Here is a 25,882-nt window from a genome sequence, read left to right on the forward strand (position 1 = left end):
CGTCAGCGGTAGACCGTGGCCTCGAGCGGACGGCCCATGATGCGGGCCGCCAGCAGGCGGTGCAGGCCGTCGAGGTGCCACCACCCGTTGCCCTCGTGCACCTCGTAGACCTTGGCCGGCTTGATCGTCTCGCCCGCGTCGAGCTGGGTCAGGTAGTAGCTGACCTTCGCGACGCCGACGTGCTGCTGCGGGGTCATGACGACGGTGTGGGGTCGCAGCACCACCGCCTCGCCGGATGCCTTCGGCGACCGCTCGTCCTTCAGCTTGAGGGGCCCGGCGAAGACGACGGCCAGCCACAGGAGCCGGCGGGTGCCGATGACCGGCTCGCCGCCGCTCATGCGGAGGAACTCGTCGAGACGCTCCATCGAGTCGTCGTCGAGGTCGGTCGGCGGGGCGGCCAGCTTGGGGCCGAGCCTCGGCAGACGGACCACGGCGACCTCAGGCGCTGGCGACCGGCGCGAGCGTCGGCCACCGCGGCGAGAGCCCGTCGCCCGACGACGTGCCGGAGAGCCGCCGCTTGACCCACGGACCGGCGTGGGTGCGCGCCCACTCGAGGTTGGCGGCGCGCCGGTCGGCCGCCGACAGCACGGGTCGCTCGTCGAGCGGCAGCGGCTCGAGGTCGTGCGCGACGCCCAGGGTGTCGAGCACCGCCATCGCCATGCGCTGGTGCCCCGCCGCCGACAGGTGCATGCGGTCGCCGTCCCACAGGCGGTCGTCGCGGTAGTCGCGCAGCCGCCAGAAGTCGACGATCGTCGCGCCGTGGCGGTCGGCGACCTCGCGCACCAGCTCGTTGTAGATGGCGAACCGGCCCCGCAGCGCCCCGAAGACCGGCGAGCCACCGGGGTCGTACGCCGTGAACACGACGACCTGTGCGCCCGAGGACGCGAGCCGTCCGATCGCGGCGTCGTAGGCCTCGACCATGCCGTCGATGTCGACCCGCGGACGCAGGACGTCGTTGGCTCCGGCGTAGACCGTCACGAGATCGGGCGCCATCTGGGTGGCCGGCTCGATCTGCTCGGCGATGATCTGTCGCAGCTTGCGGCCACGGATCGCCAGGTTGGCGTAGGCGAAGTCGTCGCCCGCCAGCTGCGCGGCGACCCGGTCGGCCCAGCCGCGGACGCCGTTGGGGCGGGAGGCGTCGGGGTCGCCGACCCCTTCGGTGAACGAGTCGCCGAGGGCGACGAAGCGGTGGTACGTCACGGCGCCAGCCTAGCCCTCAGTCGTCGAGCAGGCCCCGGCGACGAGCGATGGCCGCCGCCTCGGTACGGCCCGCGGCACCGAGCTTGGCCAGGATGTTGGAGACGTGCACCGAGACGGTCTTGGTGCTGATGAACAGGCGGGCACCGATCTCGCCGTTGCTGAGCCCGGTGGCGACCTGCTGCAGCACCTCGCGCTCGCGCGGGGTCAGGTCGACGTCGGCACGCGCGGCGCGCGGGGCCCGGGGCGACAGCCGGTCGAGCTCGGCCAGCAGCGGACGCGCACCCAGCCGCGCGGCCACCTCACGGGCCTCGGCCACCAGCTCCGCGCCCTCCGTCTCGTCGCCGGAGGTGAGCAGCACCGCCGCGAGCCGTGCGGAGCACCGAGCGGTCTCGTAGGGGTCGTCGAGCCCGACGAACCCGTCACGCGCACCGCGCCACAGACCGGCCAGCTCGCCGGCGTCGGTCACGCCGTCAGAGCTCAACCACGTGAGGCGCGCCGCCTCGGCCAGGGCGCGACGGTGCCAGGCCTGACCCTCGGGGCCCAGCGGCTGGGTGGCCGCGACCGCGCGCTCGACGCCGTCGACCAGGCCCGGCAGCTGCTGCACGAGATCGTGCTGCGCGGCCCGGTCGAGACCGGGCGCGGCGGTTGCATACTGACCGATCAGCAGCGCGGCCAGCCGGATGCGTGCCGCGAAGTCGGTGTCGTCCCACGACCGCACGTGCAGGTCGACGAGGTCGTCGTGGTGCCGGCGCGCTGCGGCGAGGTCGCCGGCGACCCCGGCCAGCTCGATCAGCGCCGACGTGCCGTGGATGGCCGAGGCCTGGTCGTGCCGCCACAGCGCACGCTGCGGCAGCGTCCGCTCGATCTGCGCGGTGTCGCCGCGGCCCGCCGGCACCAGCAGCGAGACGGCCGTCAGGTAGGCCTCGAACTCCGGCGGTGCGCCGTCGCGGACGTCGCACAGCTGCAGCGCCTCGTGCCACCGACCACGCATGTAGGCGATGAGGGCGCCGAAGAAGCGTCCGTCGAAGCCGTACGGCCCCCACGACCACCCTGTCTGGGCCGCTCGCCGCATGCCCTCGTCGAAGGCCGCGGCCGCGGCGTCGAGCTCGCCGGCGTTGAAGTGCACGAAGGCCATCTGGTTGAGCCCGCGCAGCTCGCCCAGCACGTGGCCCGACGCCCGCGAGGCGTCGACGAGCTCGCGGAACGCCGTCATGGTCTGCCCCGGGTCGTCGCCGGAACGGGCCGTGAGGCGCGTGACGGTGGCCTTGGCGTCGAAGATGACGGACTGCGCCTCGACGGTCTCGCCGATCTGCAGCGCACGCTCGCCCCACTGGGCGGCCTCGCGGTCGCGACGCCGGTTGGCCAGCACGCGCGCTCGGAGCGCGGCCACCTCGCCGCGCAGCACCGTCGGCTCGTCGGGCACGACCTCGGCCGCCTGGACGCTGGCCTGCTCCGCCTCGGCGTCGAGGTTGGCGAAGTAGCACGTGTTGCCGATCGCGACCAGCAGCCGGCCGTGGCAGTCGCGGTGGACGTCGGTCGCCAGGCCCGACAGGTGGTCGCGCAGCAGACCGAGGGCGCGCATGAGCTGGCCGGACGTGACGAGGGCGTTGGCGGCGTCGATGACCAGGTCGATCTCGTCGGTGCCGGGCGGGGCCGCGTCGACCAGCTCGATCGCCCGCTCGTAGTGCTGCGCGGCCTCGTCGTAGCCCGCGACAAGTCCGGCTGCCTCGGCGGCGCGCACCGTGGCCGTGAAGGCGGTCTCGCGCTGGCCCGCCGCCAGGGCGTGACGGGCGACGGTCGCCGGCGGGGCGTCGTCGTCGAGGGCGGCGAGGAAGGCGGCATGGATGCGGCGGCGCTCGCCCGGCAGCAGGTCGTCGCGCAGCGCCTCGCCGAGCAGCGCGTGCCGGAACACGTAGTCGTCGGAGCCGCTGCGCCTGAGCACCTTGTGGTCGACGGCCGTGACGAGCGCGGCGTCGAGCTCGTCGTCGGAGAGCCCGGCCGCGGCGGCCAGGGCGGCGAAGCCCTCGCGACCGTCGGTGACCGACGCTGCGCGCACCAGGCGGCGGGCCGGCTCGTCGAGCCGGTCGAGCCGCACCAGCAGCAGGTCGCTGAGCGTCTCGGGCAGCGACGACCGGTGGTCGTCGAGCCCGGCGTCGAGCAGCTCTTCGACGAAGAAGGCGTTTCCGCCGGCGCGCTGCACGACCGCGCGGAGCGCCTCGGCCGGCAGCTCGTGCTCAGCGCGCACCCGGGCGAGGTCGACGACGTCGGCATCGGCGAGCGGCTCGAGCTCGAGACGGCGCACACGGGGCAGCCGCACCCACTCGGCCAGCGCCTCGCGCAGCGGGTGGCGACGGTGCAGGTCGTCGGCCCGGTAGCTGACGACGACGTGCACCGCGCCGGTGAAGCCCTGGGCCAGCACGTAGCGGATCAGGTGGCGCGTCGACGCGTCGGCCCAGTGCGCGTCCTCGATGACCAGCAGCACCGGACGGTCGGCGGACAACGAGTCGAGCGCCGCGACCACCGATGCGAACAGCTCAGCCCGCTCGACACCCGGACCCGGTGCCGCGGACGGCCAGGGCAGCAGCGGCCCGAGCGCCGGGAACCGCTCGGCCAGGACGTCGCGCTCGTCGTCGGACAGGCTCGAGAACGCCTCGGCGAAGGGTTGGTACGGCAGGGCGCTGTCGCCGAGGTCGAGGCAGTGGCCGGCCATGACCCGGTGCCCCGCCGTGCGGGCGGAGGCGCTGAGCTCGCGCAGCAGACGGGTCTTGCCGATGCCGGCATCGCCCCCCAGCAGCACGACGTCGCGGGCCTCGGGCGCGGTGACCCCGGCCAGCCCCAGCAGCTGGTAGAGCTCGTCGTCGCGCCCGACGAGTCGCGTCGACGGTGCCCGGTGGTTGCCCATGGCGTCCATCATGGCCGACGCCTCGGACGGTGCTGGCACCGTCGTCACGCGTGGACGGCCCGGCCCGTCGCCCACGCCGCCAGACGCAGGACGATGCCGCGGCGGCCGCGGCGTCGACGGGCCCCGAGGGCCGGGGCGCGGGCCGCCTGGGCGGCGCGTGCCTCGGCCAGGCGACGACTGGTCTCGAGCGTCACGAACGACAGCGGATCGATGATCATGACCCCACGGTCGTGGCCTGAGGTGGCGCGCCACATCGGCCGATCCACCTAGATGTCGCAGGCCCTACCTCAGACGCCGAGCGCAGCCAGCCACTCGTCGAACGTCCGGCGACCGTGGTCGGCGCCGGCCCCGGTCAGGAGGGAGCCGTCGCGCATCGCCCTGCCGAACGCGCCCGGGAGGGGAACCTGCACGACGGGTCCCCGCGACCCGATGCGTCGCGCATAGGCCCGCACCATGTCGACCATCCGCTTCTCCTGCGGACCGCCGAGGTCTGCCACGCGTCCCGAGGGACCCGCCTCGACCAGCTCGACGAGCCGCTCGGCCACCTCGCGCGCCGCGACCGGCTGAGAGCGCATCCGCGGCACCAGGGTGACCGGCCCGACGGTGACGCCGCCGTGGATCTGCTGCGCGAACTCGTGGAACTGGGTCGCTCGCAGGATCGTCCACGGGATGACGCCCTCGGCGACCAGACGCTCCTGCAGCACCTTGCCGGCGTAGTAGGCCTCGGGCGCCGCGTCGATGCCGACGATCGACAGCGCGACGTGGTGGCCGACGGACGCTCGCTGCTCGGCCTCGAGCAAGCCGCGGGTGACCGAGGCGAAGAACTCCTCGGACGCCGCGGAGTCGCGGGTCTGCACCGAGGCGACGTCCACGACCGCGTCGGCCCCACGGACGCCTGCGGCCACTCCCTCGCCCGAGACGAGGTCGACGCCCTCCGACCGGCTCAGCACCACCGTCTCGTGCCCGCGCTCGCGGGCCACCTCGACGACGTGACGGCCGACCGTGCCGGTCCCACCGGCCACCGCGATCCTCATGGAAGTCTCCTGTTCCGTGGGCGCTCCCTGCGCCCTCACCCTCCTGACGACACAGCCGCCCGAGACGTGATCACGACCAGAGGCGCAGCTTGTCGGGGTTCATGACGAGCCACAGCTCGGATGCCCGGCCGTCGACGACCTCGACCGACGCGACGCCCACCAAGGCGCTGCTGTCGCGCAGCACCACGCCCGGTCGTCCGCTGACCTCGGCCGGCTCGAGCACCAGCCCCGGACGCTTCGCGAGGATGCCGGCCAGGAACCGCAGCACACGGTCGGCACCGCGCACCGGTCGGCGGGCCGCGCTGACCCGGCCGCCACCGTCGCTGACGGCCACCACGTCGTCGGCGAGCAGCGCGGCGAGGCTCGCGACGTCACCGGTCCGGCAGGCCAGCACCAACGCGTCGACCAGGCGCCGGTGCTCGGCGGCCGGCGAGGCTCGCCGTCGCCGCGCGGCCACGTCACGACGGGCGCTCGCGGCCAGCTGGCGAGCCGCCTCGGGCGTGCTGCCAGTGACCTCGGCGACCTCGGCGAAGGGCACCGCGAAGACGTCGTGCAGCACATAGCTGACCCGCGCGGCCGGGGTGAGGGCGTCGAGCACGACCTGCACCGCGGTGTGGACCGACTCGTCCCACACCGCCTGCTCGGGCGGGTCGAGGACGAGGGCCGACCCGGCCACCGCGTCGTGGGGCAGCGGCTCGGGCAACCACTCCCCCACGTACGCCTCGCGGCGGTGGCGCGCCGAGCCCAGCACGTCGAGGCACACGCGCGAGACGACGGTCGTGAGCCACGCGAGCGGGACGTCGACGGCGTCCCGCTCGGCCTGGCTGAGTCGGTACCAGCGCAGCAGCGCCTCCTGCACGGCGTCCTCGGCATCGGCCGACGAGCCGAGCACCCTGACCGCGACGCCCAGCAGACGTCGCCGCACCTGGGCGTCGGCCGCCACGTCGGCGGGATCCTGCAGGATCACCCCCGCACCCTACGGCCCCCCGGGCCGAGCGAGCGCAGCGAGCGACGACAGGGTCCCAACCATGGGCCGAGCGAGCGCAGCGAGCGACGGCAGGCGCCCGGGCGAAGCCCGGCCGCCTGCGAGGCACGAGCAGCGGGAGGCCCGAGGCACGAGGGCCGCGGCCTACTTCAGCGTCTGCTTGCCGCCGTGCAGCAGCGTCATCAGCTGGGCGACGCGGCCGTCCTCCTTGGCCGTGCGCTCGAACGACGTCAGCATCATGACGGGCTTGAACTTCTGCCGGGTGATGGCCTTGGCGTAGGTGAACTCCTTGAGCCCGTCGGGGCCGTGGATGCGTCCGAAGCCCGACTGGCCCACGCCGCCGAACGGGAGCGTCGGCACGCCGGCGAAGGCGATGACGGAGTTGACCGACGTCATGCCCGAGCGGATGCGGCGGGCGATCTGCATGCCCTGCTTCTTGGAGAACACCGCACCGGCGAGGCCGTACGACGTCGCGTTGGTCAGCTCGACCGCCTCGTCCATGCTCGAGACCGGGTTGATCGCGAGCGTCGGGCCGAAGGTCTCCTCGGTGATCTCGGTCGAGGTCTCGGGCACGTGGGTCAGGATCGTGGGCTGCACGAACCGCTCGCCGACGGCGTCCGATCCGCCGAGCGCGACGTGGGCACCCTTCTCGATGGCGTCGTCGATGTGGCTCTGGATGATCTTCAGCTGCGACGGCATCGTGATGGGGCCGATCTTGGCTCCCTCGTCGGCGCCGGCCCGCAGGCCCTTCGCCTGATCGAGGATCTCGATCATGAACGAGTCGAAGACCTTCTCGTGGACGTAGACGCGCTCGGTGCCGATGCAGGTCTGACCGGCGTTGGACATGCCTCCCCACAGGGCGGCCTCGGCGGCCTTGGCGATGTCGGCGTCCTCGTCGACGATCAGCGAGTCCTTGCCGCCGGCCTCGATGATGACGGGCGTCAGGTTCTCGGCGCAGGCGGCCATGACCTTCTTGCCGGTGGCTCCCGACCCCGTGAACGCGAGCTTGTCGACGGCAGCGGTGCACAGCGCGTTGCCCGTCTCGCCGAGGCCCGTGACGACCTGCAGCACCGGACGTCCGTGGACGACCTCGGTGAAGGTGTCGGCGAGCCACTGGCCGACGCCTGGCGTGTACTCGCTGGGCTTGAACACCACGGTGTTGCCGGCGGCGAGGGCGTAGGCGATCGAGCCCATGGGCGTGAAGACCGGGTAGTTCCAGGGTCCGATGACGCCGACGACGCCGAGCGGCTTGTACTCGACGGTCGAGGCCTGGTTGGCCATCAGCAGGCCCGACTTGACCTTGCTCGGTCCGAGCACCTTCTTGGCGTTCTTGGCCGCCCACGCGACGTGGTCGATCGCCAGGATGATCTCGAGCTGGGCGTCGCCGTGCGGCTTGCCGTTCTCACGGTGCGACAGGTCGGCCAGCTGGGCGATGCGGCGGGTGATGACGCTGCGCCACGTCAGCAGGTGCTCGGCGCGCTCGTCGAAGCTCAGCGAGCCCCACCAGGCGGCCGCCTCGCGCGCGCGGGCCACGGCGGCGTCGACCTCGGCCTTGGACCTGACGGCGTGCGTGCCGACGAGGTCGCCGTTGGCGGGGTTGAAGGAGTCGAACGTCTCGACCGGCGCATCCGTGGCGGCGGTCGGCTCCAGCGTTGCGGTCATCGCTTCTCCTGATGTTGATGGGCACTGGGAACTGCATGGCAATGGCTTCTAGGCGGCACGGCCCTAGGTGGCCTTGATGAGGTCGGCGCACTTCTCGCCGATCATGATGGTGGGGGCGTTGGTGTTGCCGCGGGGCACGCGCGGCATGACGGACGCGTCGGCGACCCGCAGGCCCTCGACGCCGTGGACCTTGAGCTGCGGATCGACGACGCTGCCCTCGATCGTGCCCATCGCGCAGGTGCCGACCGGGTGGTAGAGCGTCTGCCCGAGCTGACCGATGGTCTCGATGATCTCGTCGTCGGTGGGCTCGGCCGAGGCTGGCATCCACGGCTCGTCGAGGTAGCGGGCGATGGGTCCCTCGCGCAGGATGGCCAGGGCTCGGCGGTAGCCGCCGACCATCGCGTCGAGGTCGGTCCGGTCGTCGAAGTAGCCGGGATCGATCGCGGGGTGCCAGGTGGGATCGGCCGAGCGCAGCGTGATGCTGCCCTTGCTCTGGACGTTGACCAGCGTGACCGCCGTCGTGAGGGCGCGCCGCGTGGGCTCGTGCATGCCGTTGTCGTAGAAGCCGGTGGGCGCCACGTGCAGCTGGATGTCGGGCAGCTCGAGGTCGTCGCGCGAGCTGAAGAACGCCCCCGTCTCGGCCACGTTGGAGCCCAGCGGGCCCTTGCCGGTGGCACGCCACTTGACCAGGTTGCCGAGGCCCAGCATCTCGGCGATGTCGGTGGTGTCCTTGGTGTAGCTGAGCACGCCCGAGACCGGGTGGTCCTGCAGGTTCTGCCCGACCCCGGAGGACTCGACGGCCACGTCGATGCCCATCTCGCGCAGGTGGGAGCCCGGTCCGATGCCCGAGAGCATGAGCAGCTGGGGGCTGTTGATGCTGCCGCCGCTCAGCACGACCTCGGCCTCGACCCGCACCTCGAACGACTCGCCGCCGCGCGTGTAGGCGACGCCCACCGCGCGGGAGCCCTCGAGCAGGATGCGCGTCACGAACGCCTCGGTGAGCACCGTCAGGTTGGGGCGGTTCTCGGCCGGGTGGATGTAGGCGTCGGCGACCGACCAGCGGCGACCGTTCTTGCACGTGACCTGGTAGAGGCCGATGCCCTCCTGGCCGGCCCCGTTGAAGTCGGGATTGCGCTTGAGCCCGGCCGAGACGCCCGCCTCGATGAACGCGGTGCTGAGCTCGTGGTCGTAGCGACGGTCCTCGACGTGGAGGGGACCGTCGGTGCCGTGGAACGGATCACCCAGCCGGGTGTTGCCCTCGGCGCGCTTGAAGTAGGGCAGGACGTCGTCGAAGCCCCAGCCGGTGGCGCCGTGGGCGTCGCGCCACTCGTCGTAGTCGGCGTGGTTGCCGCGGATGTAGATCATCGCGTTCATCGACGAGCAGCCACCGAGGGCCTTCATGCGGGGCCAGTAGGCGCGGCGTCCGGCGAGGTGCTTCTGGTGGGTCGTCTCGTAGTTCCAGTCCCACTTGGTCTTGAACAGGGTCGAGAAGCCCAGCGGCATGTGGATCATCTCGTCGTCGTCCTGCGGGCCGGCCTCGAGCAGGAGCACGCTGACCTGAGGGTCCTCGGTGAGGCGCGCGGCGACGACCCCTCCTGCGCTGCCCGAGCCGATGACGACGTAGTCGAAGGTCTCATGGGCCATGTTGTGCCTCTTCCCGCGGTGACGTGGGCCACAAACCTACTGCGAGTATGTCCGTGACACAACAGGTGTCACGGATGCAGGACGGCCCGGACTTCTGCGGCGATGCGCGCGTCCAGGTCGCGACGGCCTGTCCGGTCGACGGGCACCTCGAGCACGCGGATGCCGGCGACGTCCTCAGCGAGCGCGGCGGCGAGATCGGAGGCCGGCACGACGCGGTGGGCGATGCCGTAGCCGGCGCACAGACGGCCGATGTCGGCGCCCGTCGGCGTCGCGAAGACCCGCTCGAACGCGGCCTCGTAGTCGGGCGCCCCCTGCTCGAGCGTCGTGAAGATGCTGCCGCCGTCGTCGGAGGCCACGACGACGGTCAGGTCGGGGCGTGGCTCGCCGGGACCGATCAGGAGGCCGTTGCTGCCGTGCAGGAACGTCAGGTCGCCGACGTACGCGATCGACCGGCTCGACGGACGTCCGAGGGCCGCGCCGATGGCCGACGACAGCACGCCGTCGATGCCGGCGAGGCCACGGTTGGCGATGATCAGACGCTTCTCGCCCGCCGGGTAGGGACGAGCGACGAGGTCGAGATCGCGCACGGGGCTCGACGAGCCGACGAACAGCAGGCCGCCCGGGGGCACGGCGGCGTTGACCGCTCGTGCCACCTCGTACGGCGTGCCGGGCACGAGGCGGTCGATCGCGGCGGTCGCCAGCGCGTCGGCGGCCGACCAGGCGTCGAGCCACGCGCCGTCGTCGGCGCCGTCGACCTCGACGCTGTCGACGAAGGTCACGTTGGGCCCGGCCGGCACCGGGAAGGTCGCCTGCGTGCCGACGTGGACGATGGGGATGTCGGTGCGCGCCAGCAGACGCGTGACCGGACGCGTGAGGGTCGCGTGGCCGAGGCTGACGACCCGCTCGATCTGCTCGGCGAGCGGCGAGTGGGCCAGCAGCTGCCGGTAGGCGACGAGGGCCTGGCCGTTGCGCGAGCCCGAGCTCGGCTCGGCCAGCAGCGGCCAGCGGGCGTCGCGGGCCACGATGCGCGCCGGCTGCCGGGCGTCGTCGCCGGCCACCACCACGGTACGGGGACCGAGGGCGAGGGACGCGGTCGCGCCGGTCTCGAACCTGAGGCCGCCGGTGCCGGTGCCGTGGGCTCCGCCCAGGTCCCACTCGATGGACTCGAGCAGGGGCTCGTCGAGCTCGAGGTTGAGGTGCACCGGACCGCCGTGCCCCACCAGCCCCACGAGGCCCTTGACCCGGTCCGTGAAGGGGACGCCAGGGAAGATCTCGCGCTGGTCGGTCGTTTGGTTGGCACCGGTGCCGCGCAGGCGTCCCGGGCGGTCGGCGGTGACCGCCAGCAGGTCGATGCCGGAGTGGAGCGCTTCCAGCATCGCGGGGTGCAGGTTGGCCACTGCGGTGCCGGACGTCGTGACCACCGGGACGAGCCGGCGCGCGGACTTCGCCAGTCCGAGCGCCAGGAAGGCCGCCTCGCGCTCGTCGACCCGGACGTGCAGCCGGACGAGGCCCTGCTCGTCGGCGGCGGCGAGCGCCAGCGCCAGAGGTCCGGACCGTGAGCCGGGGGCGAGGACAGCATCGGTGACCCCTCGCATGCGCAGCTGCAGTACGAGGCGCCGCGCTACGCCCACACTGGTCTGCTCGCTCATGACAGCACCGCCCGGACGGCGGACAGGCGAGCCTGCCAGCGGGCGTCCGTCTCGCCGTCGGCGGCCACGCGGTCGTAGGCGGCCAGGTCGAGCGCCTGCCGTCCGACGGGCAGCGAGCCGCCGACCGGCACGAGCGGCGACGCGACGACGTCCCCGTCGAGCAGCGAGGTCGTGGCCAGCCCGCACGCGTACGGCAGCTCGGGCAGGGCCGCGGCGAGCGCCAGGCCCGCGGCGAGGCCGACCGACGTGTCGACCGCGCTGGAGACGACGACCGGCAGCCCGATCTGCTCGGCGATGCGCAGGCACGCGTGCACCCCGCCCAGGGGCGCGACCTTGAGGACGGCGATGTCGGCGGCCTCGAGCTCGACGACGCGGAACGGGTCGGCGGCGCGACGGATCGACTCGTCGGCGGCGATGGGCACCCCGACGCGGCGACGCACCGCGGCGAGCTGCTCGACCGAGGCGCACGGCTGCTCGACGTACTCGAGCCCGTGCGCGGCGAGGTTGAGTGCGGCGATCGCGCTGACCGCCTGGTCGACCGTCCACGCCCCGTTGGCGTCGACCCGCACCCGTCCGCGCGGGCCGATGGCGTCGCGCACCGCCTCGACGCGCTCGATGTCGTCGGCGAGCGTCTGCCCCTTCTCGGCGACCTTGACCTTGGCCGTGCCGCAGCCGCTGCGGCGGACGATCGCGGCCGCCTGCTCGGCGCCCACCGCGGGCACCGTGCAGTTGACGGGCACCCGGTCGCGCAAGGGAGCGGGCCACTCGCGCTCGGCCGACTCGATCGCCGCGGCCAGCCACGGCGCGCTCTCGCGAGCGTCGTAGTCGAGGAAGGGGCTGAACTCGGCCCAGCCGGCGGGGCCCTCGATCAGCATCCCCTCGCGTCGCGTGATGCCGCGGAACGTCGTCGGCATCGGGATCGAGAAGGTACGCGGCTGCACGAGTGGCAACTTACCGGCACCGACCTACGTTGGAGACATGACTCGAATCGCCATCGTCGGAGGCCACGGCAAGATCGCCCGCCTCCTCATCCCCGTCCTGGTCGACGCCGGCCACCAGCCCGTCGCGCTCGTCCGCAACCCCGACCACACCGCCGAGCTGCAGGACCTCGGAGCCGAGGTCGTCCTGCTCGACATCGAGGCGTCCGACGACGCCGACTTCGCCCAGGCCTTCACCGGTGCCGGGGCCGTGGTGTTCGCCGCCGGCGGGGGCGGCGACGGCAACGTCGAGCGCAAGAAGACCGTCGACCTGGGCGGATCGCTCAAGTCGATCGCCGGAGCCACCGCGGCCGGTGTCAGCCGCTTCGTGCAGATCTCGGCGATCAGCGTCGACGAGCCGCTGGGCGACGACGTCGAGGACTCGTGGAAGGCCTACGTCGAGGCCAAGCGCGAGGCCGACGTCGTCCTGCGCGCCAGCGACCTCGACTGGACGATCATCCGTCCGGGCGGCCTCACCGACGATCCGGGCACCGGCTCGGTGACGCTGGCCGAGAAGGTCGACCGCGGACAGATCCCGCGTGCCGACGTCGCCGCCGTCATCGCGGCGGTCCTCGAGGACCCGGCGACCCACCGCCAGCAGTGGGAGGTCGTCAGCGGCCCCACACCCATCGTCGACGCCATCGCCGCAGCGGTGAGCTAGCGACCCGTCACCCGCCGAGGCGGTGACCTGGCGACCCATCCCGGACGTCGACACGACGCCGGGTCACCGCCCCGCGGTGGGACAGGTCGCCAGGTCACCGCCCTCGGAGGGTCTGGCGATCGATCTTGCCACCGGGCAGCAGGGGCAGCTCGTCGACGAGCCTGACCTCGCGGGGGGCCCAGGTCCGTGCGAGTCCGGACGCCTCGACGCCGTCGCGCACCGCCTCGAGCCGCAGCGCATCGAGGCACACCGCGTCGGCCGGCACGACGAAGGCGACGACCCGCGAGCCCCACTCGTCATCGGGCACCCCGAGCGCGATCGCGTCGCGGACGCCGTCGAGGCCTCGCAGGGCCGCCGTCACCGCGGGCAGCGCGATGTTGACGCCGCCGCTGATGACCACGTCGTCGGAGCGGCCCGTGACCCGCAGGCGTCCGGACGCGTCGATCTCGCCGAGGTCGGCCGTCGCGAACCAGCCGTCGCGCAGCACCCGCCGGGTCGCCTCCGCATCGGCGTAGCCGTCGAACAGCACGGGCCCCGCGACGTGCACCTGGCCCGCGTCGTCGATGCGCACCCGCACGCCGTCGAGCGGCACCCCGTCGTAGACGCAGCCGCCGCTGGTCTCGCTCATGCCGTACGTGCGCACCACCCGCACGCCGTCGAGCGCCGCCAGCAGCTCGGGCGACACCGCGGCCCCGCCGATCAGCAGCGCGTCGAGGCTGCGCAGCACGTCGACGTCCCCGGACTCGACGATCCGGTGCACCTGGGTCGGCACCAGGGACGCATACCGCCGGTCGCCACCGATCGCGGCCACGGCCGCCGCCAGGTCGTCGTGCTCGTCGGCCAGCACGGGCTCCACCCCTGCCAGCACCGAGCGCACCAGCACCTGCAGACCCCCCACACCGGTCACCGGCATGGCCAGCAGCCATCCGCCGGAACCACCCAGCCGGTCGAGGGACGCCCGGGCCGAGGCCGTCACCGCGGCGTGCGACAGCACGACGTCCTTCGGCTCGCCGGTGCTGCCCGACGTCCGGATGACCAGCGGATCACCCCCGGACGTCACCCAGTCGCGCACCAGCGCGTGCACCGCGCGGGCCGGCCCCGCGACGGGTCGCAGCGATGCGGTCACGAGGGCTCGCCGGGCAGGGCCGGCAGCGGGAGCGGTCGCTTGAAGTAGATCCACGGGAACCAGGTCGAGCCGATCCGGTCCCAGCCGTCCGCCTCGAGATCTCGCGCTCGCCGGCTGCCCACCACGGCGCGCTTGTGCTCCCACTGGGTCTCGGAGCGCTCGACGTCGTGGAACAGGGGCCCGAACCCGATCGAGTGCCAGCCGTGCCGCCCCCACAGCTCGAGCTGCTCCATCTCGTTGAAGGCCGTCAGGCCGACGAGCTGGCGGTGCTCCTCGGTGCCGGGCGTGACGGACGCCTTGTGCCCGAACCGCTGCTGCGCGGCCTGACGTGTCATCCCCAGCGCCGAGCCGATCGCCTCCCAGCTCGACCCGGCCGCACGGGCCGACGTCACGGCGGAGCGCAGGAGCCGGTTGGTCTCGTCGTGCGCACGCCGGGTCAGCATGACGAGGTCGAGGTGGGCGGCGGGCTCGGTGTCGAGCCGGCGCTCCAGCGACGGGTCGAGCCGGGCGATGGCTCGCGCGATCAGGTCCGAGAACTCAGCGTCGTCGATGCTCATGACGTCAACGCTAGCTTGACGCTCAAGCGCCGTCAACCTGAAATTGACAGCGAGTCAGGTGGCAGACTTGCGGCCCATGACCACTTCGCTCTCGCCCGCCCAGCTCTGGATCGCCGGCGCACGGCCACGGACGCTCCCCGCCGCCGTCGCCCCGGTCATGGCCGGCACGGGCGCGGCGGCCTACGCCGACGCCGTCGTGTGGTGGAAGGCACTGCTGGCCCTTGGCGTCTCACTGGCCCTGCAGGTCGGCGTCAACTACGCCAACGACTACTCCGACGGCATCAAGGGCACCGACGACGACCGTGTCGGGCCCCTCCGCCTGGTCGGCTCCGGCCTGGTGCCGGCCCGGTCGGTCAAGCTCGCCGCGCTCGGCTTCCTCGGGCTCGGCGCCGTGTTCGGCCTGGCGCTCGCGGCGACGACCACGTGGTGGCTGCTGCTGGTCGGCGTCGCCGCCCTGGGTGCTGCCTGGACCTACACCGGCGGGCCGTCGCCCTACGGCTACCGGGCGCTCGGCGAGGTCAGCGTGTTCGTGTTCTTCGGCCTCGTCGCGGTGCTCGGCACGGCGTACGTGCAGATCGAGGACGTCACGGACGTCTCCGTCGCGGCCGCCGTCGGTGTCGGGGCGCTCGCCTGCGGCATCCTCGTCGCCAACAACCTGCGCGACATCCCCACCGACTCGGTCACCGGCAAGAAGACCCTCGCCGTCGTCCTCGGCGACGCGGGCACCCGCCGGCTCTACGGGCTCCTCGGTTTCGTCGCGATCGCGATGCTGGTGTGGGCGGCCTTCTCCACCCCGTGGGCCCTCCTCGGCCTGCTCTGCCTGCCGCTGCTGGGGCGGGGCGCTTCCGTCGTGGCCTCGGGCGCCAAGGGCATGGCCCTGATCCCCGTCCTGCGCGACACCGGCCTGGCCGAGCTCGTGTACGCCGCAGGGCTCGCGATCGGCCTGGCGATCGGCGCCTGACGTGCTCCGGGTCGCCGTCGTCTCCGACACCCACGCCCCGCGCTTCTGGAAGTCCATGCCTCCCGCGGTCGCCGAGCAGCTCGACGGCGTCGACGTCATCCTGCACGCCGGCGACGTCTGCCTGCCGTCGGTGCTCGACGAGCTGGCGACATTCGCCCCCGTGCACGTCGTGGCCGGCAACAACGACGGCCCCGAGGTCGAGGCGTGGGGCGCCCCGCCGACGCTCGAGATCGTCCTCGACGGCCTGCGCGTCGCGATGATCCACGACAGCGGCGCCAAGGACGGGCGTGCGCGCCGCATGCGCCGCCGGTTCCCCGACGCCGACCTCGTCGTCTTCGGGCACTCGCACATCCCGTGGGACACCGAGCACGACGGGCAGCGCCTGTTCAACCCCGGCTCCCCCACCGACAAGCGCCGTCAGCCCCGCGGCACGATGGGCCAGCTGGTCATCGACGACGGCCGCCTCGTCTCGGCCACCATCGTCGCGGTCACCCCGTGAGGGTGAACCGCGTCAGACCGGGGGCAGGACGCCCGTGGCCGAGAACTCCGTGAGCGCCTCGGCGTACGGCGTGATGTCGATGCCCTTCTCGGCCAGCCACGCGTCGTCGTAGTAGGTGTGCTCGTAGCGCTCGCCGCCGTCGCACAGCAGCGTGACGACGCTGCCCTGCTCGCCCGCCTGGCGCATGTCGCCGATCAGCGCCAGGGACGCCCACACGTTGGTGCCGGTCGAGCCACCCACCGGACGTCCGAGGATGCCCGAGACCCACCGCATCGTGGCGATCGAGGCCGCATCGGGCACCTGGAGCATGTCGTCGATGACGCCGCCCACGAACGACGGTTCGACCCTCATGCGTCCGATGCCCTCGATGCGGGACGGGCTGCCGGTCGTGACGTCGGAGCGATCGGTCTGCCAGCCCCCGAAGAAGGCCGAGTTCTCAGGATCGGCCACGGCGATGCGGGTGTCGAAGCGCCGGTAGCGCACGAAGCGTCCGATCGTGGCCGACGTGCCACCGGTGCCGGCGCTGACCACGATCCACGTGGGGCAGGGGTGCGGCTCGGCCGACATCTGCTCGAAGATCGACTCGGCGATGTTGTTGTTGCCGCGCCAGTCGGTGGCCCGCTCGGCGTACGTGAACTGGTCCATGTAGTGGCCGCCGGTCTCGTCGGCGAGCCGGCGCGCGACGTCGTAGACGGTGCCGGGGTCGTCGACGAGGTGGCAGCGACCGCCGTAGAACTCGATCAGCGCGATCTTCTCGCGACTCGTCGTGGCCGGCATGACCGCGACGAACGGCAGCCCGATCAGCCGCGCGAAGTAGGCCTCGCTGACCGCGGTCGAGCCGCTGGACGCCTCGATGACGGTCGAGCCCGGCCCGATCCAGCCGTTGCACAGCGCGTAGAGGAACAGCGATCGCGCCAGGCGGTGCTTGAGGCTGCCGGTCGGGTGGACCGACTCATCCTTGAGGTACAGGTCGATGCCCGGCACCGGGATCGGCAGGACGTGCAGGTGCGTGTCGGCGCTGCGGTTGGCATCGGCGTCGACGCGCCGGATGGCCTCGGCGATCCAGGCGCGACTCTCAGTCGATGTCTTCGGCACGACGGGACTCCTCGATGCGATCCGTCATGCGGGTGGCCCGCTGGTGGACGTCCTGCGCGAGCCGGTCGCGCAGCCCCGCGAGCAGGAACACCGAGATGACCGACGACACGACGAGCGCGATGAGCAGGACCCAGATGTTGGCCACCGTCGTCGACTCGAGCCAGATCTGCGACAGCAGCCAGATCACGACGAAGCACGCCGCGAAGACGGCCAGGCGTGCCAGCGTGTAGGTCCAGAAAGCCTTCATGCCGCCACCCTAATCGGTCGCACCAGATCGCCGGCCGTCCGGTTGTGACGTGCCGGATAGGTTGGGGCCCATGGGAAAGGCGCTGTTGATCGTCATCGGGGTGGTGCTGCTCGTGTACGCCATCTTCGACCTGTTGGCGACCCCCAAGGAGCAGGTCCGGGCGCTGCCGAAGATCGTCTGGTTCGTCCTGCTGTTCGTCCCCTACGTCGGCGCCCTGCTCTGGATCTTCATGGGCCACGCGCGCCAGGCACCGCCACCGCGTCAGCGCGGCGCCGGGGGCTGGCCGCCGCCCGGGCCACGAGGCCCCGACGACGATCCCGACTACCTGCGCGGTCTCTGAACCGAGGCGCGAGCGGGCGACCGCCGCCGCGGCTCAGTCGTCCCAGCGGAACAGCCGGCTCGCGATGGCCGTGACGACCACCGCGAAGCCCAGCAGCACCAGCATCGGGACGATCGCGGACGACGGGCCCTCGCCGCGCACCATGGTGTCGAGCATCCCGTCGTTGAGGTGCTTGAGCGGCAGCACCTTGCTGATGGCCGTGACGTAGCCCGGGGCCCCGTCGAGCGGGAAGAACGAGCCCGACAGGAACGCCATCGGCAGCACCACGAAGTTGGCGATGCCCACCGCGGCCTCCTCGCTCTTGGCCACGGCGCCCGCCAGCAGGCCGATCGCCATGAACGCGAGGGTGCCGCACACCAGCAGCGGGATGATCATGGGCCACGAGCCCGTCAGGCGCAGGCCGAACAGCCCGATGCCGACGCCGAGGAAGATCGCGGCCTGCACGATCGCGATCGCGATCGACACCGCGACCCTGGCCAGCACGACCGAGCGCGTGGGGATCGGCGCGAGCCGCAGACGTCGCAGCAGCCCGTTGCGGCGCCACACCACGAGGTTGGTCGCGGCGCCGAACGTGGCGCCCGACGCGATCGCCCAGCCCATCAGGCCCGGCGTGTAGTACTGGATGGACTTCAACGAGTCGTCCTCGACGCGGTCGGTCGTCAGCGTGAACCGCGGCGCCTCGCCGGTCTGGGCGAGGTTGACCGACTGGACGATCGACTGGAAGGTGCCCTGCACCGTCGCGGCCTTGACCTGGTCGGCCTGCGAGTAGCGAACGACGAGCCGGTCGCCGTCCTGGCTGATGACGGCGTCGGCGTCGCCCTTGCGGACCTTCTGGACGGCGTCCTTCTCGTCGGACGACCTGGTGATGTCGAGACTCTCGTCGAGATAGGCCTTGACCTCCTTGGGCGCCTCGTCGAGCACCGGCACCGAGCCGACCTGGATGACGTCGGTGCGCGACGCCCCCTGGTCGGTGAAGATGCCACCGAACAGCACCAGGAACATCAGCGGGAAGATCACGGCGAAGAAGAAGGCCATCTTGTCGCGGAAGAAGCCCTTGAGCATCGCGCGGGCCAGGCTCGTGAACGGCTTCATGCCCGGTACTCCCGCCCGGTCAGCTCGAGGAAGACGTCCTCGAGCGAGGCGCCCTTGACGCTGAGGCCGTCGAGGGCGTCGCGCTGGGCGAGGGCGGTCAGGACGCGCGAGGGCTCGCGCGTGGTGATCGTGGTGCCTTGGTCGTCGGCGGTCACGGGGTCGCCGCCGGCGATCGCTCGGGCGTCGTCGACCGACAGCGTGCCGGGCGCCAGGCTGATGCGCACGGGGGCGTCGAGTCCTCGCACCAGTGCCGCCGGGGTGTCGAGCTCGAGGATGCGTCCGGCGTCCATGATCGCCACACGGTCGCACAGCACCTCGGCCTCGTCCATGTGGTGCGTCGTCAGCACGACGGTGCGGCCGGACGCGTTGATCGTGCGCAGGACGTCCCAGAGGTTGCGCCGGGCCTGCGGGTCGAGGGCTGCGGTGGGCTCGTCGAGGAAGACGACCTCGGGGTCGTGGATCAGGGCGCACGCGATCGAGAGCCGCTGCTTCTGGCCACCCGACAGGTCTTCGGTGCGGACGCCGGCCTTGTCGACCAGGCCGACCTGCTCGAGCATCTCGTCGGTGCGCCCGGCCGCGACGCCGTAGAGGGCGCCGAACGTGTCGAGCTGCTCGCGGGCCGTCAGCCGCTCGAAGAACGACGACGACTGCAGCTGGACGCCCATGCGCCGCTGCAGCGCCGGCTCGCGTCGCCACGGCTCGTGGTCGTCGATGCGCACGCTGCCCGACTGCGGCTTGCGGAGGCCCTCGATCATCTCGAGCGTCGTGGTCTTGCCGGCGCCGTTGGGGCCCAGGAGGCCGAAGAACTCGCCGGGTGCCACGGTGAAGCTGACGTCGTCGACGGCGCGCACGTCGCCGTACGTCATGACGAGCCCCTCGACCCGGATCTCGACTCCCACGAGACGAAACCCTAGCCGGGCGCCAACACCCTGTGGGGACGTCATCACGACTGTGGCGTCGCGTCCACGCATGTGATGACGTCCCGGCTCGTTCCCCGGGACGTCATCACGATCGACGTGATCTACGTACTCATGTGATGACGTCCCAATGGCACCCATGGGCCGAGCGAGCGCAGCGAGCGAGGCGGGCGCCCGGGCGAAGCCCGGCAGCCGTGAGGAACGAACGGCTGGAGCGGCGAGGGACGAGCCGTGCGCCCTACTTGGCGTAGGAGTGCATGCCGCCGACCCACAGGTTGACGCCGACGAAGTTGAACACGAACGTCGCGAAGCCGATGAGGGCCAGGATCGCGGCGGCCTTGCCCTTCCAGCCTGCCGTCGCGCGGGCGTGCAGGTAGCCGGCGTAGACGACCCAGGTGATGAAGGCCCACACCTCCTTGGGGTCCCAGCCCCAGTAGCGGCCCCAGGCGTACTGCGCCCAGATGGGTCCGGCGATCAGGGCGGCGAACGTCCAGATCGGGAACGCGAAGGCATGGACCCGGTAGGCGACCTGGTCGATCTTGGCCGACGAGGGGATGCGCCACAGGAAGCCCCTGCGCTCGTCCTCGGGCGTCGTGCGCTCGGCCCGCGACTTGACGAGGTACAGCACCGACGCCGCGGCGCCCACGAGGAACGCCGAGCCCGAGATCATCGCCCCGAGCACGTGGATGACGAGCCAGTACGAGTGCAGCGCCGGCACCAGGGGGCCGGCGGGCACGTAGACCATCGCCGAGGCGCCCAGCACGACCGTGCCGAAGCCCGTGATGATCGGACCGACCCACTCGATCTCCCACACCCGCACCAGCACGAGGTACGCGATCAGCGCCGCCAGGGTCGCGGCGCAGCCGAACTCGTACATGTTGCCCCACGGGACGCGCTGCGCGGCCAGCCCGCGCGTGGCCACGCCGACGAGCAGCACCAGCGTGGCCAGGGTCGTCAGCGACAGGCCGATGCCGCCGGCCATGTTGCTGCGCTCGGCGGGATCGTCGGCACCGGAGCCGCCCTCGACGGAGCCCGCGTTGACGAGCTCGCGCTCGGGGGCGAGCTTGCGCGCGAACCCCCACTGGGCGACGTACGCCACGAAGGCCAGCGCCAGGACGCCGGTGGCCGACGCCACGGCGTAGTTGGACGCCTGCGCCAACGTCTTCAGGGTCTCTGGGCTCATGCCTTCTCCTCGGTCTCGCCGAGCGCGTCCTTGAACCGCTCGAGGAAGTCATCCAGGTCGGCGGGCAGGTCGTCCCTGGGTACACGATCGAGCACGGCGACGTCCACCACGGTACGTGAGCCGTCCCGACGGGTACGAATCCACGTGCGCCGCGGCTTGACCGACAGCGACACCATGAGACCGATCAGTCCCGCGACGATGCCGAACAGCGGCACCTTGACCAACGGCGCCGAGCCGATCTGGAACCGCGCGAACTGCCGCAGCTCGGTGAACTGGATCGTCCCGCCGCCGGGCAGGTCGGCGGTCATGCCGGGCTGCAGGCTGATGCGGACGTTCTTGTCGCCGTCCTTGTACTGGGTCATCTTCGACTTGTCGAGGATGAACACCGACTGCGACCGGCCGTCGTCGAGGCCGAGGTCGCCGTGCCACACGTTGAGGCCCACCAGGGGGTTGGCCGCGGCCGGGTGCGCCGACGTCGAGAGCTCCTGGCCGCCGCGCGTGACGGCCGTGGGCAGGAAGAACCCCTGGAAGCCGAGCTGCTCGGGCCGCGCCTCGGAGACCTTGATGATGCCGTTGGACGTGTAGGTGGCGTCGGCGGGCAGGAACGGCACGGCGTCGTCGAAGACCACGTCGCCCTGGGCGTCGGTGATCTTGAAGACGGGGGCGTAGCCCTGGCCGAGCAGGTAGACCGACGTGCTGCCGATCGACAACGGGTGGTTGACCGTGATGTCGAAGGGCTTGTCGGCGCCCCCGCGCGTGGAGGAGTAGGTGCCCTGCGCGCGGAACTCGCGGGGCGCGCCGGCCTGCGGGCTGCCGAAGCGCTGGAAGCGCGCCGTGACCTTGTCGAGCGTCAACGAGAACGGCGGCAGGTCGCTGCTCGTGAACAGCGTGCCCGAGCTGAACTCGTCGTACTGCGGCAGCAGGTTGGTGAACTGGCCGCCCTCGTCGGTGACGATGACCGAGCCGCGGTAGCCGAACAGCGTCCCGACCGCGACGCCGATCAGCACGACGACGATGCTGACGTGGAACAGCAGGTTGCCGGCCTCGCGCAGGAAGCCCCTCTCGGCGCTGACCTCGCGCACGACCTCGCCGTCGTCGCCCGCACGGTCGACGACGTCGGTGCGGGCACGCCCCAGCGCCTGGCGGGCCGCCGCCACGACCTCGTCGGGCGATCGGTCGGTCTCGAACGACGTGGACGCCGGCAGCCGCGAGAAGTTGCGCGGCGCCTTGGGCGGACGAGCTCTGACGGCCTTCAGGTAGACGAACGAGCGCGGCAGGATGCAGCCGACGAGCGAGACCATCAGCAGCAGGTAGACGGCGCTGAACCATGGCGTGCTGTAGACCGCGAACATGCCCAGGTTGTCGAGCACCGGCGCGAGCTTGGGGTGGTCGAGGAAGTACGTCTCGACGGCGCGGGCGTCGACGCCGCGCTGCGGGTAGAGCGAGCCGGGCACCGCGGCGATCGCCAGCAGGAGCAGCAGCATCAGCGCCGTGCGCATGGACGTCAGCTGGCGCCAGAACCACCGCGTGAACTCGCGGCGGCCCAGCGCCGGGACGGCGTTGTCGCTCATGCCGACACCTCCGAGGACGAGCAAGGATACGGAGGTGCCGCCATGATCACTGCCTCATGACTCGCTCGCTGGCGCTCGCTCATACCGGTGCCTCGAATCCGCGGACCCACGTCAGCATCTCGTCGACCAGGTCGGTCCACAGCCCCGAGACGAGCAGGACGCCGACGGCGATGAGCACGAGCCCGCCCGTGACCGAGACGGCCCGCTGGTGGCGCTTGAACCACGACACGGCGTGCATGAAACGGCCGAATCCCAGCGCCGCCAGCACGAACGGGATGCCGAGACCCAAGCAGTAGACCAGCGTCAGGAACGCTCCCCGTGACGCTGTCGCGTCATCGGTGGCGACCGACAGCCCCAGCACGGCCGACAGCGTCGGGCCGACGCACGGTGCCCACCCGACACCGAAGAAGAAGCCCAGCAGGGGGGCGGCCGCCAGGCCGATGGCCGGCACGGCATGGACGCGGATGTCGCGCTGCATCAGCGGCACCAGCCCGATGAAGGCCAGGCCCATCACGATGATGAGCACGCCGGCGATGATCGACAGCGTGTCCTGGTGCTCCTCGAGCCGCTGGCCGAAGAAGCCGAACAACGCGCCGCCCAGCACGAATACCGCGCTGAAGCCGAGCACGAACAGCACCGCGCCGGCCAGCAGACGGCCGCGCCGGGCGGTCTCGAGGTCCTGCGCGGCGACGCCCGAGACATAGGACAGGTAGCCGGGCAGCAGCGGCAGCACGCACGGTGAGAAGAACGACACGAGCCCGGCGAGGGCAGCCACCGGCACCGCAAGCAGCAGGTTGCCCGAGTAGGCCGTGTCCTGGAACCAGTCGGTCACGCGGTGCTCTTCTGGACGTCGTCGATCAGGTTGGCCAGCGTCGAGGCCGAGACCTTGTCGAGCACGCGTGCCGCGACGCGTCCCTTGGAGTCGATGATCCAGGTGGTGGGGATGGCGAGCGTGGGCAGGCTGTCGTTGAAGCCGAGCTCGAGCTTGCCGCCCTCGTCCTTGAAGCTGGGGTACGTGATGCCCTTGTTGCGGTTGAACGCGATGGCCGACGAGGGATCCTTCGAGCGGGTCAGCACGCCCACGAACTGCACGCCCTTGTCGGCGTACTGCGTGGCGACCTCGTTGAGCTCGGGCGCCTCGGCGAGGCACGGGGCGCACCAGGGGCCCCACAGGTTGACCACGATGGTCTTGCCGGCGAAGTCGGCGGTCGAGAGCGGACGTCCGTCGAGCCCCTCGCCCTCGAGCACCGGGGCCTTCTCGCGGTCGGCGACGTCGACCGTGGTGATCGACCCGTCGCCCGACACGAAGCCGTTGGTGGTGCCGCGGTTGCCCGCCCCGCTGCACGCGGCGAGCACCGTCAGCGCGAGCAGGACGGCGAGGGTCGAGACGGCGCGGAGGGGGCGATGGGACATGATCAGGCTCCGCCGACGACCTTGCCGCGCAACGGCGCGGGCAGCAGGTCCCCGGCGGGCTCGCTGTAGGTGAACCCCACGAAGTCGTCGCCGTCGAAGGTCAGGCTCGTCAGGCTGGCGAGCGTGCACTGCCGCTTGCGGGGGTCGTGCACGAAGCTCTTCTGCTCGTAGGCACGGCGCGCGATCCACACCGGCAGCTGGTGCGAGACGATGACGGCCTCGTGGCCGCGCGCGGCGTCCCGTGCGTCGGCGACGGCCGCCTGCATGCGCGAGGCGATCTCCTTGTAGGGCTCGCCCCACGACGGACGCAACGGGTTGCGCAGCATCCACCAGTTGCGCGGGTTGGTGAAGGCGCCGTTGCCGACGCCGACGGTCTTGCCCTCGAAGAGGTTGTCGGCCTCGATGACGCGGTCGTCGGTGACGATCGGCACCTCGAGCAGCGTCGAGAGCGGCTCGGCGGTCTGCTGGGCGCGCTCGAGCGGCGAGGCGACCATGTGCACGATCTCGTTCTTCGACAGGTGCTCGGCCACGCGGGCCGCCATCTGGTGACCCAGCTCGGACAGCACGAACTTGGGGAGCCGGCCGTAGAGGACGCCCTCGGGGTTGTGGACCTCACCGTGGCGCATCAGGTGCACGATCGTACGTTCGGACATGGTGCCTCTATCTGTTCGGACGGAGCCGGTCTAGCTCGCGGGGACGGCCTGGGCGGCGGCGCGCGCGGCGTTCGGCAGAGCCGCGGCAATTGTAGAGAGTGCCTGGTCGTCGTGGGCAGCCGAGACGAACCAGCACTCGAAGGCGCTGGGCGGCAGGTAGACGCCGGCGTCGAGCATCGCGTGGAAGAAGGGCTTGTAGCGCCACGCCTCCTGCGACTGCGCGCCGGCGAAGTCGGTCACCGGCCCGTCGACGCCCCAGAAGACGCTGAACATGCTGCCGGCGTTCTGCAGCGCGTGGGCGACACCGGCCTCGACGAGCGCCTCGGTGACCATCGACTGCAGCTGCTGCGATGCCGCGTCGAGACGGCCGTACGCCTCGTCGTCGGCGAGCCGCAGGGTCGTGAGGCCCGCCGTCGTCGCGATGGGATTGCCCGACAGCGTGCCTGCTTGGTAGACGGGGCCGGACGGGGCGAGCTGCTCCATGACGTCGCGACGTCCGCCGAAGGCCGCGGCCGGGAAGCCACCGCCCATGACCTTGCCGAACGTGACGAGATCGGGCGCCCAGCCCTCGCGCTGCCCGTCGAGGCCCCAGTGGCCCGACCGCGTGACGCGGAAGCCCGTCATGACCTCGTCGCTGATGAACAGCGCGCCGTGGCGGGCGCACGTCTGCGACAAGAACTCGTTGAACCCGGGCTCGGGCGGGACGACGCCCATGTTGCCGGCCGCCGCCTCGGTGATCAGGCAGGCGATCTGGTCGCCGTGCTCGGCGAAGGCCGCCTCGACCGCCGCCCGGTCGTTGTACGGCAGGACGATCGTGTCGGCGGTGACGTGGGCCGGCACGCCCGGCGTCTCGGGCAGCCCGAGCGTCACGACGCCCGAGCCCGCCTCGGCGAGCAGCGCGTCGACGTGACCGTGGTAGCAGCCGGCGAACTTCACGATCTTGTCGCGGCCGGTGAACCCGCGGGCCAGCCGGATGGCCGACATGGTGGCCTCGGTGCCCGACGAGACCATGCGCACCATCTCGGCGGACGTGCGCGCGACGATCTCCTCGGCGAGCAGCACCTCGGGCTCGCTGGGCGTGCCGAACGACGTGCCGCGGGCAGCGGCCGCACCGACCGCAGAGATGACCTCGGGGTGGGCGTGGCCCAGCAGCATCGGGCCCCACGAGCCCACGAGATCGACGTAGCGACGCCCGTCGACGTCGGTGAGCCAGGCGCCTTCGCCGGACGCCATGAAGATCGGCGTGCCACCGACGGCCCGGAAGGCCCGCACGGGCGAGTTGACCCCGCCGGGCGAGACGGCACGGGCGCGCTCGAAGAGATGCTGCGAAGCAGGAGAGGACGTCACGGCTCCATTGTCCCGCGCCGCCCAACCGGGCCCGACGGCGGCGTCCCGCTCGTAACCTCCCGGGGCTCCGGGTCGTTGATCGTGTGTCGTGCGCCACGGGCGAGGTGGCCGCCGACGTTAATCGCCGGTAACATCGGTTTACGCACTCGGCATGGACGCGGATGTCG

The 25,882-nt window shown here is 72.0% G+C and carries 26 protein-coding genes; 4 read left to right on the forward strand and 22 right to left on the reverse strand.

All coding sequences use genetic code 11. The features are described 5' to 3' along the window. Positions 1–2: 2 nt before the first annotated feature. From DX116_RS02445 to DX116_RS02490, 10 genes are all read right to left on the reverse strand, one after another. A complete protein-coding gene (locus DX116_RS02445) occupies positions 3–431 on the reverse strand; it encodes a hypothetical protein (protein ID WP_119702614.1) in 429 nt (142 codons plus the stop codon). A 7-nt stretch (positions 432–438) separates the two neighbouring features. Then, positions 439–1,200 carry an SGNH/GDSL hydrolase family protein gene (locus DX116_RS02450; protein ID WP_119702615.1) on the reverse strand — a complete coding sequence of 254 codons (762 nt, stop codon included), beginning with the start codon at positions 1,198–1,200 and terminating at the stop codon, positions 439–441. Positions 1,201–1,216: 16 nt separating this feature from the next. Continuing rightward, positions 1,217–4,150: a helix-turn-helix transcriptional regulator gene (locus DX116_RS20460; RefSeq protein WP_158591879.1), complete on the reverse strand. Its 2,934-nt coding sequence runs from the start codon at positions 4,148–4,150 to the stop codon at positions 1,217–1,219. Next, positions 4,147–4,320, reverse strand: a complete 174-nt coding sequence (locus DX116_RS19835) for a hypothetical protein (protein ID WP_158591880.1) — start codon at positions 4,318–4,320, stop codon at positions 4,147–4,149. Before DX116_RS19835 ends, DX116_RS20460 begins: the two co-directional genes overlap by 4 nt. A gap of 69 nt (positions 4,321–4,389) precedes the next feature. Further along, positions 4,390–5,136: an SDR family oxidoreductase gene (locus DX116_RS02465; RefSeq protein ID WP_119702618.1), complete on the reverse strand. Its 747-nt coding sequence runs from the start codon at positions 5,134–5,136 to the stop codon at positions 4,390–4,392. A gap of 70 nt (positions 5,137–5,206) precedes the next feature. Beyond that, the gene (gene sigJ, locus DX116_RS02470; RefSeq protein WP_233556538.1) at positions 5,207–6,103 is read right to left on the reverse strand and encodes an RNA polymerase sigma factor SigJ; all 897 of its coding nucleotides are present in this window, start codon (positions 6,101–6,103) and stop codon (positions 5,207–5,209) included. A gap of 162 nt (positions 6,104–6,265) precedes the next feature. Further along, positions 6,266–7,783 (reverse strand): aldehyde dehydrogenase family protein, encoded by a 1,518-nt coding sequence (locus tag DX116_RS02475; protein ID WP_119702619.1) that lies wholly within the window; start codon positions 7,781–7,783, stop codon positions 6,266–6,268. A gap of 63 nt (positions 7,784–7,846) precedes the next feature. Continuing rightward, positions 7,847–9,427: a GMC family oxidoreductase gene (locus DX116_RS02480; RefSeq protein WP_119702620.1), complete on the reverse strand. Its 1,581-nt coding sequence runs from the start codon at positions 9,425–9,427 to the stop codon at positions 7,847–7,849. Between the two features lie 68 nt (positions 9,428–9,495). Next, the gene (gene menD, locus DX116_RS02485) at positions 9,496–11,076 is read right to left on the reverse strand and encodes a 2-succinyl-5-enolpyruvyl-6-hydroxy-3-cyclohexene-1-carboxylate synthase (protein ID WP_119702621.1); all 1,581 of its coding nucleotides are present in this window, start codon (positions 11,074–11,076) and stop codon (positions 9,496–9,498) included. Further along, a complete protein-coding gene (locus DX116_RS02490; protein WP_119702622.1) occupies positions 11,073–12,017 on the reverse strand; it encodes an o-succinylbenzoate synthase in 945 nt (314 codons plus the stop codon). Before DX116_RS02490 ends, menD begins: the two co-directional genes overlap by 4 nt. Before the next feature lie 37 nt (positions 12,018–12,054). Here DX116_RS02490 and DX116_RS02495 point away from each other — a divergent pair, with 37 nt between their 5' ends. Then, positions 12,055–12,714, forward strand: a complete 660-nt coding sequence (locus tag DX116_RS02495; protein ID WP_119702623.1) for an SDR family oxidoreductase — start codon at positions 12,055–12,057, stop codon at positions 12,712–12,714. Positions 12,715–12,808: 94 nt separating this feature from the next. Here DX116_RS02495 and DX116_RS02500 read toward each other — a convergent pair whose 3' ends face one another. Next, positions 12,809–13,840, reverse strand: a complete 1,032-nt coding sequence (locus DX116_RS02500; RefSeq protein WP_233556539.1) for an AMP-binding protein — start codon at positions 13,838–13,840, stop codon at positions 12,809–12,811. Further along, a complete protein-coding gene (locus tag DX116_RS02505; protein ID WP_199715901.1) occupies positions 13,837–14,397 on the reverse strand; it encodes a hypothetical protein in 561 nt (186 codons plus the stop codon). The genes DX116_RS02500 and DX116_RS02505 overlap by 4 nt, the downstream gene beginning before the upstream one ends. Positions 14,398–14,473: 76 nt before the next feature. Here DX116_RS02505 and DX116_RS02510 point away from each other — a divergent pair, with 76 nt between their 5' ends. Further along, a complete protein-coding gene (locus DX116_RS02510; RefSeq protein ID WP_119702624.1) occupies positions 14,474–15,358 on the forward strand; it encodes a 1,4-dihydroxy-2-naphthoate polyprenyltransferase in 885 nt (294 codons plus the stop codon). A gap of 1 nt (position 15,359) precedes the next feature. Further along, the gene (locus DX116_RS02515) at positions 15,360–15,857 is read left to right on the forward strand and encodes a metallophosphoesterase family protein (protein ID WP_119702625.1); all 498 of its coding nucleotides are present in this window, start codon (positions 15,360–15,362) and stop codon (positions 15,855–15,857) included. A 12-nt stretch (positions 15,858–15,869) separates the two neighbouring features. Here the strand turns inward: DX116_RS02515 and cds1 are convergent, their stop codons facing one another. Next, positions 15,870–16,952 (reverse strand): L-cysteine desulfhydrase Cds1, encoded by a 1,083-nt coding sequence (gene cds1, locus DX116_RS02520; protein ID WP_119702626.1) that lies wholly within the window; start codon positions 16,950–16,952, stop codon positions 15,870–15,872. Then, positions 16,933–17,199, reverse strand: a complete 267-nt coding sequence (locus DX116_RS02525) for a DUF4229 domain-containing protein (protein ID WP_119702627.1) — start codon at positions 17,197–17,199, stop codon at positions 16,933–16,935. Before DX116_RS02525 ends, cds1 begins: the two co-directional genes overlap by 20 nt. Before the next feature lie 70 nt (positions 17,200–17,269). Here DX116_RS02525 and DX116_RS02530 point away from each other — a divergent pair, with 70 nt between their 5' ends. Beyond that, positions 17,270–17,539 (forward strand): PLDc N-terminal domain-containing protein, encoded by a 270-nt coding sequence (locus DX116_RS02530; RefSeq protein WP_199715902.1) that lies wholly within the window; start codon positions 17,270–17,272, stop codon positions 17,537–17,539. A 33-nt stretch (positions 17,540–17,572) separates the two neighbouring features. On the opposite strand, the gene DX116_RS02535 is transcribed toward DX116_RS02530, so the two are convergent. The 8 genes from DX116_RS02535 to hemL form a co-directional block, all read right to left on the reverse strand. Next, on the reverse strand, positions 17,573–18,631 hold the full coding sequence (locus DX116_RS02535; protein ID WP_119702629.1) for an ABC transporter permease: 1,059 nt from the start codon (positions 18,629–18,631) through the stop codon (positions 17,573–17,575). After that, entirely contained in the window at positions 18,628–19,530 is a 903-nt protein-coding gene (locus DX116_RS02540) for an ABC transporter ATP-binding protein (protein ID WP_199715903.1), read from the reverse strand. The genes DX116_RS02535 and DX116_RS02540 overlap by 4 nt, the downstream gene beginning before the upstream one ends. 256 nt (positions 19,531–19,786) lie before the next feature. Continuing rightward, a complete protein-coding gene (gene ccsB, locus DX116_RS02545; protein WP_119702630.1) occupies positions 19,787–20,731 on the reverse strand; it encodes a c-type cytochrome biogenesis protein CcsB in 945 nt (314 codons plus the stop codon). After that, complete coding sequence (resB, locus tag DX116_RS02550; protein ID WP_119702631.1) at positions 20,728–22,302, reverse strand: cytochrome c biogenesis protein ResB; 1,575 nt, start codon at positions 22,300–22,302, stop codon at positions 20,728–20,730. Before resB ends, ccsB begins: the two co-directional genes overlap by 4 nt. Positions 22,303–22,381: 79 nt before the next feature. Then, positions 22,382–23,134 carry a cytochrome c biogenesis CcdA family protein gene (locus DX116_RS02555; protein ID WP_119702632.1) on the reverse strand — a complete coding sequence of 251 codons (753 nt, stop codon included), beginning with the start codon at positions 23,132–23,134 and terminating at the stop codon, positions 22,382–22,384. Next, positions 23,131–23,715 (reverse strand): TlpA family protein disulfide reductase, encoded by a 585-nt coding sequence (locus DX116_RS02560; protein ID WP_119702633.1) that lies wholly within the window; start codon positions 23,713–23,715, stop codon positions 23,131–23,133. The genes DX116_RS02555 and DX116_RS02560 overlap by 4 nt, the downstream gene beginning before the upstream one ends. Positions 23,716–23,717: 2 nt before the next feature. Next, positions 23,718–24,368, reverse strand: coding sequence for a histidine phosphatase family protein (locus DX116_RS02565; protein WP_119702634.1), 651 nt, complete (start codon positions 24,366–24,368; stop codon positions 23,718–23,720). Between the two features lie 30 nt (positions 24,369–24,398). Then, positions 24,399–25,715 carry a glutamate-1-semialdehyde 2,1-aminomutase gene (gene hemL, locus DX116_RS02570; RefSeq protein WP_119702635.1) on the reverse strand — a complete coding sequence of 439 codons (1,317 nt, stop codon included), beginning with the start codon at positions 25,713–25,715 and terminating at the stop codon, positions 24,399–24,401. Positions 25,716–25,882: the final 167 nt, after the last annotated feature.

The sequence above is a fragment of the Aeromicrobium endophyticum genome (assembly GCF_003586285.1).
In the GTDB taxonomy this organism is placed as follows: Bacteria; Actinomycetota; Actinomycetes; order Propionibacteriales; family Nocardioidaceae; genus Aeromicrobium; species Aeromicrobium endophyticum.